Origin of the sequence: Streptococcus sp. oral taxon 071 str. 73H25AP (genome assembly GCF_000146755.1) — a bacterium.
GTDB lineage: Bacteria > Bacillota > Bacilli > Lactobacillales > Streptococcaceae > Streptococcus > Streptococcus oralis_T.
Genome location: NZ_GL397254.1, coordinates 247,358 through 265,865, shown reverse-complemented (window position 1 = coordinate 265,865; position 18,508 = coordinate 247,358). Strand labels below are relative to the sequence as shown.

The window sequence follows — 18,508 nt, the reverse complement described above, 5'->3', positions numbered from 1 at the left end:
ATTTTCTCATGACTACTTTATTTTAGTACCTCAAACACGGTTTGAAACATGATTTTGATGTCTCCAAGGAAACTAAATTCTCGGAGATAGGCGAGATTATAGCGCATCTTTTCAGGGAGGACATGTTCGACATAGGCCTGATCAACCGACAGGCCTTTTTCGGTCATTTGACTGATGATGGTGTCCTCATCCTTGTAGTTGATACTAGCTGGAGAGGTGATTCCGGCTGGCAAGAGCAAGGTCGCCATCATTTCAGGGCTATACTGCTCGGTGTAACGTGGCACCTCAGGTCTTGTGCCTACAAAGGACATCTCGCCTTTAAGGACATTGACCAGCTGAGGCAGTTCGTCCAAGCGCACACGGCGAATGAAATTTCCCACTTTGGTAATACGGCTATCGTTAGCTGAAGTCACTAGACTTCCTTTTTTATCCGCATCCGTTACCATGGTACGGAACTTCCAAATCTTGAATGGACGATTGTACTGGGTCACGCGCTCTTGCTTGTAAATGACAGGTCCCTTGCTATCCAACTTGATCCAAATGCTCAAGATGAGAAAGATTGGGGAAGTCAAAATCAGTAAAACCAAGGCCAGAACCCAGTCCAGACAACGCTTGAAAATCAGCGAACCTTTCCTTTTAGAGACAAGCTGGTAGTAAGACTCAACCTCGCTTGATTGCATTTCCACGGGCAAGTCTTCCCATTTCAGCATGCTGTTTCTCCTTTGTTTTTATTATACTATTTGTCAACATTTTTCATTATACCACAAAATGGAAAAGGCGGTGCAAGAAATCTGTAATTTAAAGAATTTCCTTCTTATACTCAATGAAAATCGAAACGCAAACTAGGAGGCTAGCCACAGGCTGCTCAAAGTACAGCTTTGAGGTTGCAGATAAAGCTGACGTGGTTAGAATAGATTTTCAACGAGTATTAGGACATAGCTCCTGCCTGCAAGCTATACATCTTGTGATAGATTCCTCCCAAGGCCAAGAGTTCCTCATGGGTTCCACTCTCGATGATGCGCCCCTTGTCCAAAACGTAGATACAGGTGGCATCTTGAATAGTTGAAAGACGATGAGCGATGGCAATGGTTGTCCGTCCCTGTCTCATTTTAGCCAGAGAATCCTGAACCAAACTTTCTGTCTCCGAGTCAATATTGGCTGTCGCTTCATCCAAAATCAAGATTTTAGGCTGATTGGCGACTGTTCTGGCAAAAGCAAGAAGTTGGCGCTGGCCAGTAGAAAAGCTCGAACCACGCTCGGAAACGGGGGAATCATACCCCTGAGGGAGGTCCTGAATAAAGGAATCTGCATCTACGAAGCTAGCTGCAGCCTTTACCTCTTCATCACTAAGATCTTGGTACATGGCGATATTGGACTTGATAGTCCCGTGATAGAGGAAGGGATCCTGCAAGACCAGACCGATGTTCTTTCTCAGCTCTTCCTGACTGTAGTCCCTAATATCCACACCATCCAAGAGAACTCGGCCTGACTGAAATTCATAAAAACGCATGAGGACATTGATAATCGAAGATTTCCCCGAACCTGTATGACCTACAAAGGCAATGGTTTCGCCCTTGTTAACTGAAAAGGAAATATCATCCAGAATCTGGTGTTTACCGTCATATGAGAAACATACATGTTCAAAACGAATATTGCCTTCTTTGACCTCGGCCTGGCCGTTTTCTTGAAGGGGTTCATAGGTCCTCTCGTCGATCAGAGCAAAGACACGGCCTGCAGACACCATGGACGTTTGAAGGGTTGAAAAGTTTTGCGTCACCTCAATCAAAGGGTCAAAGAGGCGGTTGATGTACTGGATAAAGGCATACATGGTTCCTGCTGTTATTCCCAGATAAAGCCCACGGTAGCCAAAATAAGCCATCAAAACAGCGTAGCCTAGGAGTTTCAGTAAACTCATGGCAGGACGTAAAAAGAGGGCGTCCAAGGCTACAGAACGGTTGGCGTAGACCAAGTGTTCTTGGTTGATTTCATCAAATTCTGCCTGCAGGCGCTTCTCTTGATTGAAGGCTTGGATAATTCTGATCCCTTCAATACTTTCTGCTAGCTTGCTATTGATATCCGACAAGAGACTTCTAGTTTTTTCGATGATTTTTACTGATTTTTTCCGATAGAGATTGACCAAAAGGAAAATCAAGGGAAGAAAGAGCAAGACTAAACCTGTCAAACGAAAATCCAGTACCAACATGGTATACAGAGTTGTCAGAAAGATGAAAACTGCTGAAATAAAGCTGGATAAAATCCCTGAAAACATATCACTGATGGTCTCGGTATCATTTGTCAAACGAGAAACGATGGAGCCTGCTGGCGTCTTGTCAAAATAAGACATGCCGAGTTTCTCCATATTGGCAAAGGCATCGCGACGAATATCTTTGACAATACTGTAGGACACCCGCGCAAAGAGAAGATTGCCGACATACTGAACTAGAGTTTGTAGGATATAAAGACCGTAGTAGGCCAGCAAAACGGTCACGGCAAGATGGTTTAGGTTGCTGAGATACTGGTCGATAAAGTGGGAAGCAACGAGGGGAATCACACTTTTAATGACTGTCGTCGCTAGGAGAAAGGTCAGGGCCAAAAAGGTCAGGAATCCATAGGGCTTGAGATAAGACATTAAGCGCTTCAATACAGTCCATTGTTCTTTCTTATTCTGCATCTTCTTCTCCTTTTATTTCCAACTGCTGAGACTGATAGGTTTGGGCATACCAGCCATTCAGGGCTAGCAAGTCTTCGTGCCTGCCCCGTTCGATAATTTGACCATTTTGCAGAACCAAGATCAGATCTGCATGGACAACCGCACTGAGGCGATGGGCCGTAATAATGGTTGTCTTGTCCTTCCGCGTCTCCTTGAGATTGTCAATAATCGCATACTCTGTCTTAGCATCCACGGCTGACAAAGAATCATCTAAAATTAAGATATCAGGGTCTAAAATCATAGCCCGACTCATGGCCAGACGTTGCTTTTGACCACCTGAGAGACTAACTCCTTTTTCACCAATAAGCGTATCAAATCCCCGAGGCATAGCTACAATGTCTTGGTAAACTTGGGCTAGCTTAGTCGCTTCCTCAACCGTTGAAAGGGGCAAATTAGGATTTCCAAAGCGGATATTGTCTAAGATAGAGGCCGCAAAGAGAAACTGATCCTGAGGAACATAGCCCATGAGACTGCGAAGGTCTGTCAGGCGATAGTTCCGAATATCGTGACCGTTTAGGTAAATAGCTCCCTTATCCACATCGTACTCACGCAAGAGGAGCTTGATCAAGGACGTTTTACCAGAACCTGTCTGCCCGACCAAGCCTAGGGTTTGCCCTTTTTCCAGACTAAAGTGAATATCCGTCAGTGTCTCCTCATTTTCAAAGGCAAAGCTGTCAATGGCGTACTCCAAACGTCCATTTTCGATACCGTCCAGAGGAAATTCAGGGTCTTTTACAGGTGATTCCTGAGACAAAAGATCCTCAATCCGCTGATAGGACACCTTCCCTCGCTGAGTAATATTAAAGAGGAAACCAATAGCCATAAGAGGCCAAACCAACATATCTAAGTAGCTGATGAAGGTGACCAGATTTCCAACGGTGATTTGCCCTTTCTGAACCATCAAAGAACCGACCAAAAGAGTTAAAACGTAGGACGAACCAACAAACAATAGAACCATAGGGTCAAAGAGACTATCGTATTTCATGGTTTGGAGATTCTTTTGGAAGGTCAATTCATTAACTGCCTGAAAGGACTTCAGCTCGTCCGCCTGATAACCGAAAGACTTGGTTACTTTGATACCTGATACAGACTCCTGTACCTTATTATTGAGTTCGGAAAAGGCAGCCTGCGATTCTCCGAAAGCCTTGTGAGTCTTTCTCCCTAAACGACTGGTCGCATAAGCCATGAAAGGCAAGGGCAAAATAGCAACCAGAGTCATCTGCCACGAAATGCTAAAAAGCATGGTCAACAAAGTCACCAGTGCCGTGATAGAGGCATCCACCGCAGACATGACGCCGCCACCTGCGAGACGAGTTAAGGCATTGATATCGTTGGTGGCGTGTGCCATCAAGTCCCCCGTTCGATAGGTCTGATAAAAGGCTGGCGACATTTTAGTAAAATGCTCAAACAAACGAGACCGCATAATCTGCCCCAGACGGTAGGAAGTTCCAAGGATATACATGCGCCAAACATAGCGCAGATAGTACATCCCAAAGGCTGCCAGCAGTAGATAAAATAGATTAAGAAGGAGGTCCTGCTGGGTTAATTTCCCCGACGTAATGGCATCAATCACCCGTCCCATGACCATGGGGGGAATGAGATTGAGGACGGAAACCAAGACCAAGGCCACAATCCCGACTAGATAACGGCGTTTTTCTAACTTGAAAAACCACCAAAGCTTTTGAATAATGGACATAAAATCCCTTTCTGATTGCAAATGGAAACCTGAGGCCAAGACTCAATGAAAATCAAAGAGCAAACTAGGAAACTAGCCGCAGGCTGTACTTGAGTACGGCAAGGCGACGTTGACGCAGTTTGAATTTGATTTTTGAAGAGTACAAGACCCCAGGTTTTTCTTATTCATAAGTTACGACTGAGACGACACCCTTGTCATACTCAGCGATAAAGATATTAGCAACATTGTCATACCCTTGTTTGCTGAGGTCATCAAGCAGCCATTCTTCGCTGCGACCAATGGTCTCCAAAATTTCGACTTGGATTACACCGTCTGTGACAACAGGATACTTGGGATTCTCATCTCCCATTTGGACCACGATGAGTTGACCGTTCTGCTCCTGCATAGCGCGTTTGACTTGTTTCATTTGGAAAATTCCCTGACTACGGAGCTTAAGAGCTACGTCCGCTGCTGATAAACCAACCGAACGGCAGGCTTCTGGATCAATCTTCCCATTTTTGATGAGCAGGGTTGGTTTCCCATCAATCAAACGTTTCACAAAGTGAACATTGTTGTTAAGCCACTTGAGAGTCAAGACCAGAATGGTCCATATAATCAGGATAACTGCATACTGAAGGATACTGATAGCGCTATTGTAAATCACCCCACCGATGATCCCCCCGAGCACATAGTTCTGAATTTGATCTATCGCTGAGTTAGGCGCTAGGTTGCCCTTTCCTGTCACATTAATCACGAAAACCAGAGAAAAGAGACCCAGGGCTAGTTTGATTAAAATTTCGATATAATTGAGTGTCATTTGTTCACCTCCACCAGTTCAATTACATCTGTTTTATACAATTCCACTTTCTCTAGCAGGTACTTGTCTGGCTCACTTCCGTTTAAGGCACGATAATAGCGATCACCTACCTTGATAAGTGCACCATCAGTGTTTGTGGAAGTATTGACATAGATCTCTGACTTGTCAACTCCCAATGCTTTGGAAACAAGCTCGATGAAATGAAGTGAAGCTTGAAATTTATTATTAGAAACTTGATTGTTTTGGTAAGTCGAGATACTAATTAAAAGGAGAGCTAGCAAGGTCAAAGCTGAAATCATGACCAACTCACGAAATTTGGTCCCCTTTTTATCATGATAAGCCTTGAAAGCTAGAAATCCTGTCACAGCTAATAGGACAATCCCTAAACCAATCATGATGCCATTTTGCTGACCGATTTGGCTGAGTACATAGTCGTAAGAATAGAATTTCATGTATTTTCACTCCCTTTCATAAAATCATTCTTAATTATAAACGAAAGAGGGTGATTTTTCAAACCATACGTTGAGGAAATAGACCTTTTTTTGGTATAATAAAATCTATAATCTGAATGAAAAAGGTAACATTATGAAACTCATATCATGGAATATTGATTCCCTCAATGCAGCCCTAACGAGCGACTCAGCTCGTGCAAAATTGTCCCAAGAAGTCCTACAAATCTTGGTCGCTGAAAATGCTGATATTATCGCTATCCAAGAAACCAAACTTTCTGCAAAGGGTCCTACAAAAAAACATCTGGAAATTTTAGAAGAACTCTTCCCAGGCTACGAAAACACTTGGCGTTCTTCCCAAGAACCTGCCCGCAAAGGCTATGCTGGAACCATGTTCCTTTATAAGAAAGAACTCACACCAACGATCAGCTTCCCAGAAATCGGTGCTCCTTCTACCATGGACTTGGAAGGCCGCATCATCACCTTGGAATTTGATACATTTTTCGTGACCCAAGTATACACACCAAACGCTGGCGATGGTCTCAAACGCTTGGAAGAGCGTCAAGTCTGGGATGTGAAATATGCTGAGTATCTGGCTCAACTAGACAAAGAAAAACCAGTCCTTGCGACTGGAGACTACAACGTAGCTCACAAGGAAATCGACCTTGCAAATCCTGCTAGCAATCGCCGTTCACCTGGATTTACAGACGAGGAACGTGCTGGTTTTACCAACCTTTTGGCAACTGGATTTACCGACACCTTCCGCCACATTCACGGTGATGTCCCTGAGCGTTATACTTGGTGGGCGCAACGCAGCAAGACTTCTAAAATCAACAATACAGGCTGGAGAATCGACTACTGGCTCACTAGCAACCGCGTATCAGACAAGGTGACCAAGTCTGACATGATTGACTCAGGTGCGCGTCAAGACCATACGCCGATTGTATTGGAAATTGAACTCTAAGGAGAAAGCTAATGGACTATCAAGCTGTCATTCCTGAATTTGTAGTATCTGACCTCGAAAAGTCACGCCACTTCTACTGCGACTTGCTGGGATTTTCTGTCGAATACGAGCGTCCAGAGGAGAAATTTCTCTTCCTCTCGCTTGAAGACTGCCAACTTATGCTAGAAGAAGGCAGCACAGAAGAATTAGCCCAACTAACCTATCCTTTCGGGCGCGGTGTCAATATTTCCTTTGGTATAAAGGATGTCCCACAACTTTATCAAAAAGTGACCGAGGCCAACTATCCTATTTATCGTCCTTTGACCAAGAGAACATTTCGTGTTGGGGATCACTATATCTATCCTCACGAATTTGCAGTCTTGGACCCAGATGGCTATTTTTTAAGATTTAGTGAATAGAATAATAGAACCCTACAATACTGTATCTCGTTGTAGGTTTCTTTTTTGTTCGTTTTTTTCATTAAAACACTAACAAAACATTTGATTTCTAAAGCTAATTGGTGTAAAATAAAAACATTGGCAGCAGCCTTTTTAAAATTGAATATCATTTTACTTGTTTATGTCGTGAATTGGCACGACGTTTCTACAAGGTGCCGGAACACCTAACAATGAGTATGTCAGCTGAAGGTATGGTGTTGGCCATGCCTATTTTGAGGACTTACTTAGGGGATTAAGTAGGTCCTTTTTCTATTACATACTAGAAACTCTAGACAAGCAAATGAAGCATCTTTTAGACTTTAGGAGGTCTTATGAAATTATTAGAAGAGCGCATCCTTCAGGATGGGCATATCTTGGGTGACAACATCCTCAAGGTAGATTCCTTTTTAACCCACCAAGTTGACTTCAGCTTGATGCGGGAAATCGGTAAGGTATTTGCGGATAAATTCGCTTCTGCTGGCATTACCAAGGTCGTGACTATTGAAGCGTCAGGTATTGCCCCAGCCGTTTTTACAGCTGAAGCCCTAAACATTCCCATGATTTTCGCCAAAAAAGCTAAAAACATCACCATGAACGAAGGCATCTTAACTGCTGAGGTTTACTCCTTTACCAAGCAGGTGACGAGCACGGTTTCCATCGCTGGAAAATTCCTCTCACCAGAGGACAAGGTCTTGATTATCGATGATTTCCTAGCCAATGGACAAGCTGCCAAAGGCTTGATTCAAATCATCGAACAGGCCGGAGCAAAAGTTGAAGCGATTGGTATCGTGATTGAAAAATCCTTCCAAGATGGTCGTGATTTACTTGAAAAAGCAGGCTACCCTGTACTATCGCTCGCTCGCTTGGATCGTTTCGAAAATGGTCAAGTCGTATTTAAGGAGGCAGATCTCTAATGCAAAAACAAGAAAAACACTCGCAAGCAGCCGTTCTTGGCTTACAGCACTTACTAGCCATGTACTCAGGTTCTATCCTAGTTCCTATCATGATTGCGACAGCTCTTGGCTATTCAGCTGAGCAGTTGACCTACCTAATCTCCACAGATATCTTCATGTGTGGGGTGGCGACCTTCCTCCAACTCCAACTCAATAAATACTTTGGGATTGGACTTCCAGTTGTTCTCGGAGTTGCCTTCCAGTCGGTTGCTCCTTTGATTATGATTGGGCAAAGCCACGGTAGCGGTGCTATGTTTGGTGCCCTTATCATTTCAGGGATTTATGTGGTTCTGATTTCAGGCATCTTCTCAAAAGTGGCCAATCTCTTCCCATCTATCGTAACAGGCTCTGTCATTACCACGATTGGATTGACCTTAATTCCTGTCGCTATCGGAAATATGGGAAATAATGTCCCAGAGCCAACTGGTCAAAGTCTCTTGCTTGCAGCCATCACTGTTCTGATCATCCTCTTGATCAACATCTTTACCAAAGGATTTATCAAGTCTATCTCCATTTTGATTGGTCTGGTTGTCGGAACAGCCATTGCTGCTACCATGGGCTTGGTAGACTTCTCTCCCGTCGCTGCAGCACCGCTTGTCCATGTCCCAACTCCACTCTACTTTGGGATGCCAACTTTTGAAATTTCCTCTATTGTCATGATGTGTATCATTGCAACGGTGTCTATGGTTGAATCCACTGGTGTTTACCTAGCCTTGTCTGATATCACAAAGGATCCAATCGACAGCACGCGCCTGCGTAACGGTTACCGCGCAGAAGGTTTGGCCGTACTTCTCGGAGGAATCTTTAACACCTTCCCTTACACAGGATTTTCACAAAACGTTGGCTTGGTCAAATTGTCTGGTATCAAGACCCGTCTGCCAATCTATTATGCAGCTGGTTTCCTAGTCCTCCTTGGACTCCTACCTAAGTTTGGTGCCCTTGCCCAAATCATTCCGAGCCCTGTCCTTGGTGGTGCTATGCTGGTTATGTTTGGCTTTGTTTCCCTTCAAGGGATGCAAATCCTAGCGCGCGTTGATTTTGCTAACAATGAACACAACTTCCTTATCGCAGCTGTTTCAATCGCTGCTGGTGTAGGTCTAAATAACAGTAATCTCTTTGTCAGCATGCCAACAGCCTTCCAAATGTTCTTCTCAAATGGAATTGTCGTAGCAAGCCTACTTGCCATTGTACTCAATGCCGTATTAAATCGGAAAAAGAAATAAGAAAAAGAGGTGTGAGCCTCTTTTTTGTGTGACAAAATAAAAACATTTACCTACTCATATATGCTAGTGTCATATTCCTGAAAATCATCTGCATCAAGAACTATTTCACCATTCTTATACTTTTCTCTTACAATACATTCCGCTTCATACTCATCTTCAGCTTCTATACTCACTAAACGGGTTAGAGTTTCAGTAATTTCTATGGTAAACTTTTTCATCTTAAATTTCTCTCCAATAATTCACTTATTAGCAATAATCTATGTTTGGGACTTTCCAACCACTCTGGTAATTCATCTCCATATTCCCAGCTATATTTTTTATTCAACAAAGAAAGTTGTTCGTCATTACCAAACTCCATATTTTCAGATAACCATCTCACACAATCAGGGTCTGATAAAGTATAGACCATTAAACTTAAGTTTTCATAATTACTCTCTGTTTCATAATTAGACCAGATGACTTTTAAGAAATCATACACCTCTTCTGGTGCAACAAGTTGTTTCGTTTTCATAATTTCCGATACTTTCCTCTACCTTTAAACTCTATTATTTCTTTGTCTCTTAATATTTGAAGCTGTTGCCTAATTTTTTCTTTGATATGATTGTTCCTAACAAAGATACTTTTTAGGTCATCTTCAAAACGATACATATCTTCAAGTGTGAATTCTGAACCCTCTAGCTTATCTATACAATTCAGAATTTCTATTGTCCAACCTCTTGATGAAAGGGAGTTTTTTCTTAGAAACAAACTTTGCTTAAATTCTTTTGTAACTTTTTCTGGATCCCTAACTTGCCCATTTTGTACGAGAAATATTCTTCCTTTGGAAGGTACTTGCGATAAATCTATGTTACAACCAATCCAACCGGCTCGTCTAGTAGTCGGTGCAAGTGGTTTTCTTTGAATAATCGATTTCGGTGTGACAAATTGCTTCGGAAGGACAAGAAAGTTATTTACCTCAAAATTTTTTGTGTAAGTTAAAAAAAAGAAATTAGGATTATTATCTGCCCGCACACGCTCCATCATCGTTGCATAAGCACCATCATTGATTGTTGATGAAAAATTTCCTTTTTTGCTCTTTAGTTCAAACTCCTCACTACAATGATTACAGTAAAAATCTGCTACAGGCCGATTATTTTCAAAATGATTTAAGGGATTTTTCCCACAATTAGGACAATAAGACTGACGATAAACCCAATCTTCCGTTAGAATACGAGCCTTTTGGCTATTACTTTTATAGTTTTCTACTAATTCTAAATTAAGTTGTAATTCCATTCAAAAATTCCTCACTAATATGAGAATTCACTTTATATAAGCAATTAAAATCTACTATAACTAGTATACCACATATACGTACCCATTACCCTGTATTTCACCACTCTCTTTTATATTTCCTTCTAACATATTTCATAAATTAAAAATGAGTAGGATAATTTTCCTACTCATTCTTTCTTTTATATCCTTACCTGTCTTTCTTCTGACCGTTGACCTGTGACAAACATGGTAAAGGTTGCCTTGCAGACATTTCTGCCTTCTTGATTGGTGATATCGACATCCACGACACAGGTTGTGCGTCCATGATGGACACATTCTCCTTTAATGGTCAGCACATCGTCGCGTTTTCCTGCCTTGAGGTAGTTGATAGAGGACTGGAGTGTCACTCCATCAAGTCCCAGAGATATGACCACCAAGCCACTAATCTGATCACAGAGGGTAAAGAGATAACCACCATGAGCATTGCCATAGTAGTTGAGCGACGAGTCCACTACTTTGGTCGTCACCACAACGTGGCCATCTTTCATTTGTTCAATTTCATAATTTTCAAAAGCTGATATAGCGTCAAAGTGAAAATCTTTCATCGTTTCCTCCTGATATTTCAAACGACACTATGATACTACTTTTTATAGGACTGTGCAAGGAGAAAGCTCCTAGTCTGACAAAATTCCGACCTGCTCTACAAAGCGCATAAAGGCTGCCTGTCCTTGCTCAGTCTGCTTGTAGATTCCTGCATCCTCAAGTACACGCGCAAAGATAGCACCCACAGAGTTCTTGACGATTTCAAGGGCTTTTTCTTTATCCGTTAGATCTGGATATTGTGCTTTAAGTTGGTCTGCCCACTCCTGATGATAAGCGGCAACTGAAATATCTTCTCCGACAAGGTAGGCTGCTACTTGCTCCACTTCTTCTTTCAGGCGTGGTGGCAGGATAGCCAAGCCCATGACCTCAATCAAGCCGATATTTTCCTTCTTAACATGTTGGACATCCTTGTGTGGATGATAGATGCCGTCAGGATGCTCTGGCGATGTCTGATTGTCCCGCAAGACTAAGTCCAACTCAAACTGTCCATCACGCTTACGGGCAATAGGTGTGATAGTGTGATGCGGTGTCCCGTCTGTCTCTGCTAAAATCTGCACACTAGGATCTGAATACTGACGCCATTCCTGCAAAATCTTGTCAGCCAAGTTAATCAAATCCTCTTTGGAATCCGAAGTCAAACGCAACACTGACATAGGCCACTTGACAATCCCAGCCTTGACCTGTTCAAAACCAGTAAATCGGAAGGCCTTTTGCAAGGGAGCCAATTCCATAGGAAATACGTGACGGCCTCCCTGATAGTGGTCGTGGGTTAAGATAGAGCCTCCCACAATCGGTAGGTCGGCATTAGAGCCAACAAAATAACCTGGAAACTGGTCTACAATAGCCAACAGACGTTCAAAACTCTGACGACTAATAGCCATGGGACGATGCTGGCCATCTAAGAAAATACAGTGCTCATTAAAATAAGCATAGGGCGAATACTGGAATCCCCACTCCTGACCCGCCATTTCAAAACGGATAATACGGTGATTGCTACGAGCCGGGTGGTTGACCCGACCATGATAGCCCTCATTCTCTAGACAAAGCTGACACTGAGGATAATTGCTGGCTTGTACCAACTTGGCTACTGCAATCTCTTTCGGATCCTTTTCGGGCTTGGAGAGATTGATGGTAATCTCAAGCTCTCCGTAGTCAGATGGAACACGATAAGCGATATTTTTAGCAATGGCCTTGAGTTTGATGTAGTCATTTTTCTGACTAAGTTGGTAAAAATCCTCTATCGCTTGCTCTGGAGAGTGGGCGTAGGTTGCCCAGAAATCACGATTGACCTGACTCGGACAAGGGGTCACCAAGTCCATCAGTTCAGCACCGAGGATTTCACGCGCAGTCTGACTATCCTCAATCGTCTCTAATCGAACCGCTTCCTCAATCAGCTGGTCCTTGAGGTCAATCAATTTATCCATATCAGTCTCAACTTCCAAAACACCTTCTCCCACTCGTGCCAAAACACGATTGGTTAAGTAGATTCGATCCATTTCCTCAAAGGTACTTTCTGCAATGATATGTGTTACAAATTTATCTACTAAGGTCACTATAAAGCCTCCTTTTGACTAGTCAAGGACGCGAGTGCCACCTGCAACTTCAGCGATATAGAAGCTTGGAGCATATCCAACTACTTCCTCGTAGTGTTTGCCTACAACTTCCTTAAAGGCATCAACAGTATCTTTTTGCACCAAGGCAATGGCACAACCGCCAAAACCAGCACCTGTCATACGAGCACCGAGAACACCTTCTTGTGCCCAAGCTGTGTGAACAAGGGTATCCAATTCCAAGCCAGTTACTTCATAATCATGCTCAAGAGAAACGTGTGACGCATTCATCAAGCGTCCAAATGTTTCCAAATCTCCTGCTTGAAGAGCTGCTTGAGCTTTAAGGGTACGTTGGTTTTCAAGCACAGCATGGCGAGCACGTTTTAAACGATTTTCGTCTTTAATCAGATAGCTGTATTGGTCAAAGACCCACTCGTCCAAGTCACCCAAGGTCTGAATCTCCAAGGCAACTTGCAATTCTTCCACGGCTTTCTCACACTCGGCACGACGTTCGTTGTATTTAGAGTCCGCTAGTTCACGGCGTTTATTGGTATTCATAATAACAATGACATTGTCCTTCAAATCAAGTGGCACCAAGTCGTACTCTAAAGTGTTGGTATCTAGGTAAATAGCGCGCTGGTCAGCACCCATACCGATGGCAAACTGGTCCATGATACCAGAGTTTACTCCGATAAAGTTATTCTCAGTTTGTTTTCCGATTTTAACCAAATCCAAACGGTCTAGTTTTAAATCAAAGAGATGCTCTGCCACGACCCCTGTCAAGAGTTCCAAGGATGCAGAAGAAGACAAGCCAGCACCATTTGGAATATTCCCAAAGACATAGAAATCAAAACCTTTGTCAATGACATGGCCTGCTTCTTGCAAGAAATGGAGAACCCCTTTTGGATAGTTGGTCCAGTTGTGCTCTTTTTCAAACTTGAGGTCAGCGAGAGGAACTTCGATGATCCCCTTATCCTCAAAGTTGGCTGAGTAGAAACGCAAAACTTGATCGTCACGCTTGCGAGCCGCCCCATAGGTTCCCAAGGAAATAGCAGCAGGAAAAACGTGCCCACCGTTGTAGTCTGTGTGTTCACCAATCAAATTGATACGGCCTGGTGAAAAGAAGGTTTGGTCTGCTTCTTGACCAAAAACGGCAAGAAAGTCTTTTCGAAGGGCTTCAGCAGTAAGATGTTGTGTCATATGAATTCTCCTTTGACTGTCCGTTAAGTCGTCTTAACGTGTAATCGTTTTCTTCTATTGTATCCAAGGCTTTTACCAAGGTCAATCCTTTTTACTAAAGTTTTACTAAACAATCAGTAAAAAGAAGAAAAATATGATATACTAACCTAAAAGGAGGAGGATTTATGGCTACCTTAAAAGACATTGCACAGCTAGCCTCTGTCTCTATCGCGACCGTATCCCGTGTCCTCAATCGCGACCAGAGTCTATCTGTTACAGAAGAAACCAGACACCGTATTTTAACTGTCGCTGAAGAGCTGGGCTATACCAAGCACCTCAAGATAGGCGAATCCCACAAGCCCAAGCAGAAAATTGCCATTATCCAATGGGTCAGCGAGCAGGGGGAGCTAGACGACCTCTACTACTACCAGATTCGTCTCGGTATTGAAAAAAGAGCCCAAGAGTTGGACTATGATATCTTGCGCTATTTTAATGACCATCCTTTTACACTGAGTGAGGAAGTGATTGGCATTCTCTGCATCGGAAAGTTCAGTCGAGCACAGATTTCTGCCTTTGAAGAATACCAAAAACCTCTAGTCTTTATAGACAGCGACACCCTCTCACTAGGTCATACCTGTATTATCACTGACTTTTACACCGCTGTGAAACAAGTTGTCGATCACTTCCTCAGACAAGGGCTTGATCGTATCGGGATTCTAACAGGTCTTGAGGAAACAACTGACCAAGAAGAAATCGTCCAGGATAAGCGACTTGAAAATTTCAAAGACATTGCCCAAGCAAAGGGAATCTACCATGAAGAACTGGTCTTTCAGGGGAGCTTTACTGCCCAGTCTGGCTATGACTTGATGAAGGAGGCCATTCAGAGCTTAGGAGACCAACTCCCCCCAGCCTTTTTCGCAGCTAGCGATAGTTTAGCTATCGGTGCCCTCCGTGCCCTCCAAGAAGCTGGAATTAGCCTACCAGACCGCGTCAGCCTCATTTCTTTTAACGACACTAGCCTGACCAAGCAGGTCTATCCTCCTCTTTCTAGCATTACCGTCTATACCGAAGAAATGGGCCGAGCAGGTATGGATATTCTTAACAAGGAAGTTCTCCATGGTCGGAAAATTCCTAGCCTGACTATGCTAGGAACCAGACTGACTTTGAGAGAAAGTACAAGGAATGAATAGGATAACAAAACGACCTCGCTAGAGGTCGTTTTTCTAATGATGATGCCCATGCTTCTGCTCTAATTCTCTCACCTTCCGCCTATGTTGCGCATGATTGCTTTGACTGCTATCCACTTCAATAGTGATATTCTGCACGCCTCTTTCTTCTAAAAATTGACGCACCACTTCTTTGGTCTCCATCATCTGCTCCCAGTCCTTGATACAAATGTGAACAAGGGCATTGTTCTCTAGACCATCCATGGACCAAATGCTAAGTTGATTGACACTTTTGACATTGGGTAGAGCCTCTAAATCCTTCTCCAAATCACTTGTCTCAACCCCTTCTGGCACAGCATCTAGGAAAATTTTCAGCGTGCTCCAAAAGCGAGGAATGGCTTTCGATAGAATAAAGATAGAAATAACTAGAGACAAAAGCGGATCGAGGATATACCAATCTGTATACCGAAGAATAATCGCCATTAGAATGACAGCCAACCAACCAAGGGTGTCTTCCAAAAAATGCAAGCTAAGAATTGACTCGTTCTTTGTCTTTCCTTTATGGACTACTAGACTAGCTAGCACATTAATGGCCACTGCAATGATTCCCAGCCAGAGGATCCCTTCCTCATTAACGGGTTGTGGGTGAACGATCTTTGTGACATTTTCCAAAATCACTAGGACAGACCCTATCATAAGAATCACAGCTGTTAGAATGGCCCCTAGAAGGCTGAAACGCTTGTAACCCAAGGTGTACTGCCCATCTTCTTCACGATTGGAGATCGTTTCTAGGAGGGCTGATATGCCAATGGCTATAGCATCTCCTAAGTCATGAACAGAATCAGCAAGAACAGCACTCGAACCAAAGATTCCTCCTGCGATAAACTCAACAATAGCATAGCTTAAATTTAAGAAAAAAACTAACCAGATTGATGTTTTAGAACTCATTTCTCTCCCTCCTTTGGTATAATGGGTATATACATACTTCTTTCATTTGTATTATCTAATAAAATCCAAAGAAAGGATAGAAGCAAACTGTCAGCCATGTTCAGTTCTGAACAGTTTGTCTCAAGTGTCTATATGCTAAAAAGAGACCGTCGAGTCAACAAGACTAAAAAAGCCATCTATCAAGCTTTTTTACAACTTTTGAACGACAAAGGCTATGATGCCACTACTGTCCAGGATATCATTGACCTCGCAGATGTTGGACGTTCTACTTTTTACTGTCATTACGAGAGTAAGGAACTGCTTTTAGATGAACTCTGTCGCTATCTCTTTCATCATCTCTTTGAAAGGGAAGGACACTTTACTACCGAGGACTACCTCGCTCATATCTTTTTACATTTTCAAAAAAATCAGGACCACGTCACCAGTCTCCTTTTTTCCAAAAACGACTACTTCCTCCGCCAACTACACAAGGAGCTCGAACACCATGTTTACCCCATGGTGGCGGATGACTTGCAAGAAGCCTATCCGAACATACCGGCTTCCTACCTCCAGCATTTTGTTGTGACGAACTTTATCGAGACCCTAACTTGGTGGCTAAAAAAAGGAAAATCATATACCGAAGACCAAGTAGTGAGATTTTACTTAGATGTGATTGAGATGACTTCTACAAAATCACTCGAGATTTAATCCTGTTACAAAGAAAGGAATCAACCATGTTAAATTCTATTATCCTAGGAATACTGACAATTGTACTAGCTCTCGGTTTTTCACTTCTCCATCTCGCAGCTGCTTTCGCAGCCATGAAAGAAAAAAACTACTGTCGGGGAAATATGTGTATCTTGGTGGGAAGCTGTCTCACCTCACTAGCTCTTGCTATCTTTTTCTTTGTCCCGCTTGCAACGGTCATCTTATGGATAGTGGGCTCTAGCATCATCTGCTACGGTGCTTACTGGAATGGGCAACAGCAAGAAAGTCAACATATATCGCACCACATCATTCGTATAACGAGCGCTATCGTTATTACCGTGTTACTCATTTTGCTCTAACACAAAAAAGGATCTTCTGATCCTTTTTTATTTTTTAAGCGCTTTTTGCTGCCTTGCTCCACTGGTACCAACCAACTAGACTGTTAATGAGATAAATCAGGTATTTCCCTTGGATTTGCAGGCTTTCTCCCCACCAGAGATAGATTGAAAAGACATTAGTAGCTGCCCAGAATATCCATTGCTCACGGTAAACAGCTGTCATGAGGATTTGCCCAACCCCATTGGTCGCATCGGTGAGGGAATCGCGATAAGGACGATTGGCTCCGATAGACTGATAAATGAACCCAAATACCAACCACCAAAGAACACTAATGGAAAGATACTTGGTCCAACCTTTGCCGTCCAGCTTACGCGCGACAAACTCTTGTTGTTCTTTCTTAAACTGGGCTTGATAAATCCAAACCAAGAGACCAATTGGCTGCATAATTGTAAAATAGAGAGTTGTTAAAACCTCACCATAGAAGCCTTTTTGAAGGGCAAGCACCAGATAAATGATGGAATTAATCAAACCAAATAGGTAGTTACTAGCACGACCTTCAGCTTCTCAAAGAGCAGAAAAAAGGTTAGTAAGGCTTGAGAGATGAATCATTTTAAAGGCAAACAATTCCAACAAGACATCATCATTGTCGCTGTTGGTTATTACCTACGTTACAATCTGAGCTATCGTGAAGTTCAGGAATTGCTTTATGACCGTGGAATAAATGTTTGTCACACTACGATTTATCGGTGGGTTCAAGAATACAGTAAAATCCTCTATCATCTCTGGAAAAAGAAAAATAAACAGTCCTTCTATTCGTGGAAAATGGATGAAACCTATATCAAAATTAAGGGGCGTTGGCATTATCTCTATCAAGCGATTGATGCGGACGGTTTAACATTGGATATCTGGTTACGAAAGAAACGTCGAGCAGACGATAACAGCTATAAGTTAGAAGATACCGCCTATCAAGAAGATAAAGCACGCAAAGCAGAAACCGAAGATAAGCTAGCTATTGAAGCAATGAAAAGCAAGTACACCACGCTATTGCTAGAAAATATGTTGCTAAGTCCGTTTGAAATGCAAGATACAAAAATCATGGCAGGATTGCAAGTCCATGTTTACCCCCTCTATGACGAACTGAAAGAATTAAGAGGGCTAAATAGTGTCAAAGACCACTTGTCTTATGTTGCCAGCAGACGTGAAGAATATTCTAAGCATAATATCGCACGCTACCTCAAAAAAGCCATTGAACAATATCTACCAACGGTTAAAAGGCAGGACTTAAACCATGAGTGAAGACTTAAAAACGATCAAAGAGCTGGCGGATGAGTTGAGTGTTACAAAACAAAATATTCAATATCACTACCAAAGGTTACCAAAAGAATTACAGCTTAAAAGTTCCAATGGGTCTAATCTAATAAATTCTAAAGCAGAAAAAATAATTTTAGGTAAAGTAGAAAGTAGTAGCAAATCAAATACCAAAGACCAACAAATAAGTAGCAAAGACCAACAAATAAGTAGCAAAGACCAACAAATAGAAAAACTAACTAATTTGTTAGACCAGTAACAACGATTAGC

At 42.6% G+C, this 18,508-nt stretch carries 21 protein-coding genes, 1 pseudogene and 1 riboswitch; of the genes and pseudogenes, 9 read left to right on the top strand and 13 right to left on the bottom strand.

All coding sequences use genetic code 11. The annotated features are described in order from the left end of the window. Window positions 1-17: 17 nt before the first annotated feature. From HMPREF9189_RS03615 to HMPREF9189_RS03595, 5 genes are all read right to left on the bottom strand, one after another. The gene (locus HMPREF9189_RS03615) at window positions 18-710 is read right to left on the bottom strand and encodes a sugar transferase (protein ID WP_000922227.1); all 693 of its coding nucleotides are present in this window, start codon (window positions 708-710) and stop codon (window positions 18-20) included. A gap of 218 nt (window positions 711-928) precedes the next feature. Continuing rightward, window positions 929-2,671: an ABC transporter ATP-binding protein gene (locus HMPREF9189_RS03610; RefSeq protein ID WP_001180036.1), complete on the bottom strand. Its 1,743-nt coding sequence runs from the start codon at window positions 2,669-2,671 to the stop codon at window positions 929-931. Next, entirely contained in the window at window positions 2,661-4,406 is a 1,746-nt protein-coding gene (locus tag HMPREF9189_RS03605; protein WP_000022582.1) for an ABC transporter ATP-binding protein, read from the bottom strand. The genes HMPREF9189_RS03610 and HMPREF9189_RS03605 overlap by 11 nt, the downstream gene beginning before the upstream one ends. A 160-nt stretch (window positions 4,407-4,566) precedes the next feature. Next, complete coding sequence (locus HMPREF9189_RS03600; protein ID WP_000174430.1) at window positions 4,567-5,202, bottom strand: DUF421 domain-containing protein; 636 nt, start codon at window positions 5,200-5,202, stop codon at window positions 4,567-4,569. Further along, the gene (locus tag HMPREF9189_RS03595; RefSeq protein ID WP_000675320.1) at window positions 5,199-5,654 is read right to left on the bottom strand and encodes a DUF3290 family protein; all 456 of its coding nucleotides are present in this window, start codon (window positions 5,652-5,654) and stop codon (window positions 5,199-5,201) included. The genes HMPREF9189_RS03600 and HMPREF9189_RS03595 overlap by 4 nt, the downstream gene beginning before the upstream one ends. A 133-nt stretch (window positions 5,655-5,787) precedes the next feature. Between HMPREF9189_RS03595 and HMPREF9189_RS03590 the strand changes: the two genes are divergently transcribed. The 4 genes from HMPREF9189_RS03590 (at window position 5,788) to HMPREF9189_RS03575 (ending at window position 9,207) form a co-directional block, all read left to right on the top strand. After that, the gene (locus tag HMPREF9189_RS03590) at window positions 5,788-6,615 is read left to right on the top strand and encodes an exodeoxyribonuclease III (RefSeq protein WP_000767437.1); all 828 of its coding nucleotides are present in this window, start codon (window positions 5,788-5,790) and stop codon (window positions 6,613-6,615) included. Between the two features lie 11 nt (window positions 6,616-6,626). Next, complete coding sequence (locus HMPREF9189_RS03585) at window positions 6,627-7,013, top strand: VOC family protein (protein ID WP_000386239.1); 387 nt, start codon at window positions 6,627-6,629, stop codon at window positions 7,011-7,013. Window positions 7,014-7,147: 134 nt separating this feature from the next. Beyond that, window positions 7,148-7,243, top strand: a riboswitch (purine riboswitch). Window positions 7,244-7,363: 120 nt separating this feature from the next. Further along, a complete protein-coding gene (locus HMPREF9189_RS03580; RefSeq protein ID WP_000770428.1) occupies window positions 7,364-7,945 on the top strand; it encodes a xanthine phosphoribosyltransferase in 582 nt (193 codons plus the stop codon). Beyond that, window positions 7,945-9,207 (top strand): nucleobase:cation symporter-2 family protein, encoded by a 1,263-nt coding sequence (locus HMPREF9189_RS03575; RefSeq protein ID WP_001171647.1) that lies wholly within the window; start codon window positions 7,945-7,947, stop codon window positions 9,205-9,207. Before HMPREF9189_RS03580 ends, HMPREF9189_RS03575 begins: the two co-directional genes overlap by 1 nt. Before the next feature lie 50 nt (window positions 9,208-9,257). On the opposite strand, the gene HMPREF9189_RS12625 is transcribed toward HMPREF9189_RS03575, so the two are convergent. The 6 genes from HMPREF9189_RS12625 to HMPREF9189_RS03550 all read right to left on the bottom strand — a co-directional run bounded on the left by HMPREF9189_RS12625 (window position 9,258) and on the right by HMPREF9189_RS03550 (window position 13,811). After that, window positions 9,258-9,425, bottom strand: coding sequence for a DpnD/PcfM family protein (locus HMPREF9189_RS12625; protein WP_000714750.1), 168 nt, complete (start codon window positions 9,423-9,425; stop codon window positions 9,258-9,260). After that, the gene (locus HMPREF9189_RS12620) at window positions 9,422-9,718 is read right to left on the bottom strand and encodes a hypothetical protein (RefSeq protein WP_000850932.1); all 297 of its coding nucleotides are present in this window, start codon (window positions 9,716-9,718) and stop codon (window positions 9,422-9,424) included. Before HMPREF9189_RS12620 ends, HMPREF9189_RS12625 begins: the two co-directional genes overlap by 4 nt. Beyond that, window positions 9,715-10,479 (bottom strand): DpnI domain-containing protein, encoded by a 765-nt coding sequence (locus HMPREF9189_RS03565; protein WP_000422896.1) that lies wholly within the window; start codon window positions 10,477-10,479, stop codon window positions 9,715-9,717. Before HMPREF9189_RS03565 ends, HMPREF9189_RS12620 begins: the two co-directional genes overlap by 4 nt. A gap of 179 nt (window positions 10,480-10,658) precedes the next feature. Further along, window positions 10,659-11,063 (bottom strand): PaaI family thioesterase, encoded by a 405-nt coding sequence (locus HMPREF9189_RS03560; protein WP_000651216.1) that lies wholly within the window; start codon window positions 11,061-11,063, stop codon window positions 10,659-10,661. A gap of 69 nt (window positions 11,064-11,132) precedes the next feature. Next, window positions 11,133-12,614 (bottom strand): UDP-glucose--hexose-1-phosphate uridylyltransferase, encoded by a 1,482-nt coding sequence (locus HMPREF9189_RS03555; protein WP_000176966.1) that lies wholly within the window; start codon window positions 12,612-12,614, stop codon window positions 11,133-11,135. Window positions 12,615-12,632: 18 nt separating this feature from the next. Beyond that, complete coding sequence (locus HMPREF9189_RS03550; protein ID WP_000191953.1) at window positions 12,633-13,811, bottom strand: galactokinase; 1,179 nt, start codon at window positions 13,809-13,811, stop codon at window positions 12,633-12,635. 164 nt (window positions 13,812-13,975) lie between these two features. Between HMPREF9189_RS03550 and galR the strand changes: the two genes are divergently transcribed. Continuing rightward, the gene (gene galR / locus HMPREF9189_RS03545; RefSeq protein ID WP_000212484.1) at window positions 13,976-14,980 is read left to right on the top strand and encodes a DNA-binding transcriptional regulator GalR; all 1,005 of its coding nucleotides are present in this window, start codon (window positions 13,976-13,978) and stop codon (window positions 14,978-14,980) included. 33 nt (window positions 14,981-15,013) lie between these two features. Here galR and HMPREF9189_RS03540 read toward each other — a convergent pair whose 3' ends face one another. Continuing rightward, window positions 15,014-15,904 (bottom strand): cation diffusion facilitator family transporter, encoded by an 891-nt coding sequence (locus HMPREF9189_RS03540; protein ID WP_000095937.1) that lies wholly within the window; start codon window positions 15,902-15,904, stop codon window positions 15,014-15,016. 132 nt (window positions 15,905-16,036) lie between these two features. Here HMPREF9189_RS03540 and HMPREF9189_RS03535 point away from each other — a divergent pair, with 132 nt between their 5' ends. Both HMPREF9189_RS03535 and HMPREF9189_RS03530 read left to right on the top strand, forming a co-directional pair. Beyond that, window positions 16,037-16,591 carry a TetR/AcrR family transcriptional regulator gene (locus HMPREF9189_RS03535; RefSeq protein WP_000919138.1) on the top strand — a complete coding sequence of 185 codons (555 nt, stop codon included), beginning with the start codon at window positions 16,037-16,039 and terminating at the stop codon, window positions 16,589-16,591. Between the two features lie 26 nt (window positions 16,592-16,617). Then, window positions 16,618-16,950: a hypothetical protein gene (locus HMPREF9189_RS03530; RefSeq protein WP_000935020.1), complete on the top strand. Its 333-nt coding sequence runs from the start codon at window positions 16,618-16,620 to the stop codon at window positions 16,948-16,950. Window positions 16,951-16,984: 34 nt separating this feature from the next. Here HMPREF9189_RS03530 and pnuC read toward each other — a convergent pair. Then, window positions 16,985-17,491: pseudogene (gene pnuC / locus HMPREF9189_RS03525) on the bottom strand (nicotinamide riboside transporter PnuC); the annotation flags it as partial. Between the two features lie 39 nt (window positions 17,492-17,530). Here pnuC and HMPREF9189_RS12485 point away from each other — a divergent pair. Both HMPREF9189_RS12485 and HMPREF9189_RS03520 read left to right on the top strand, forming a co-directional pair. Next, window positions 17,531-18,226 carry an IS6 family transposase gene (locus HMPREF9189_RS12485; RefSeq protein ID WP_001015294.1) on the top strand — a complete coding sequence of 232 codons (696 nt, stop codon included), beginning with the start codon at window positions 17,531-17,533 and terminating at the stop codon, window positions 18,224-18,226. Next, window positions 18,219-18,497, top strand: a complete 279-nt coding sequence (locus HMPREF9189_RS03520) for a hypothetical protein (protein WP_001287841.1) — start codon at window positions 18,219-18,221, stop codon at window positions 18,495-18,497. Before HMPREF9189_RS12485 ends, HMPREF9189_RS03520 begins: the two co-directional genes overlap by 8 nt. Window positions 18,498-18,508: the final 11 nt, after the last annotated feature.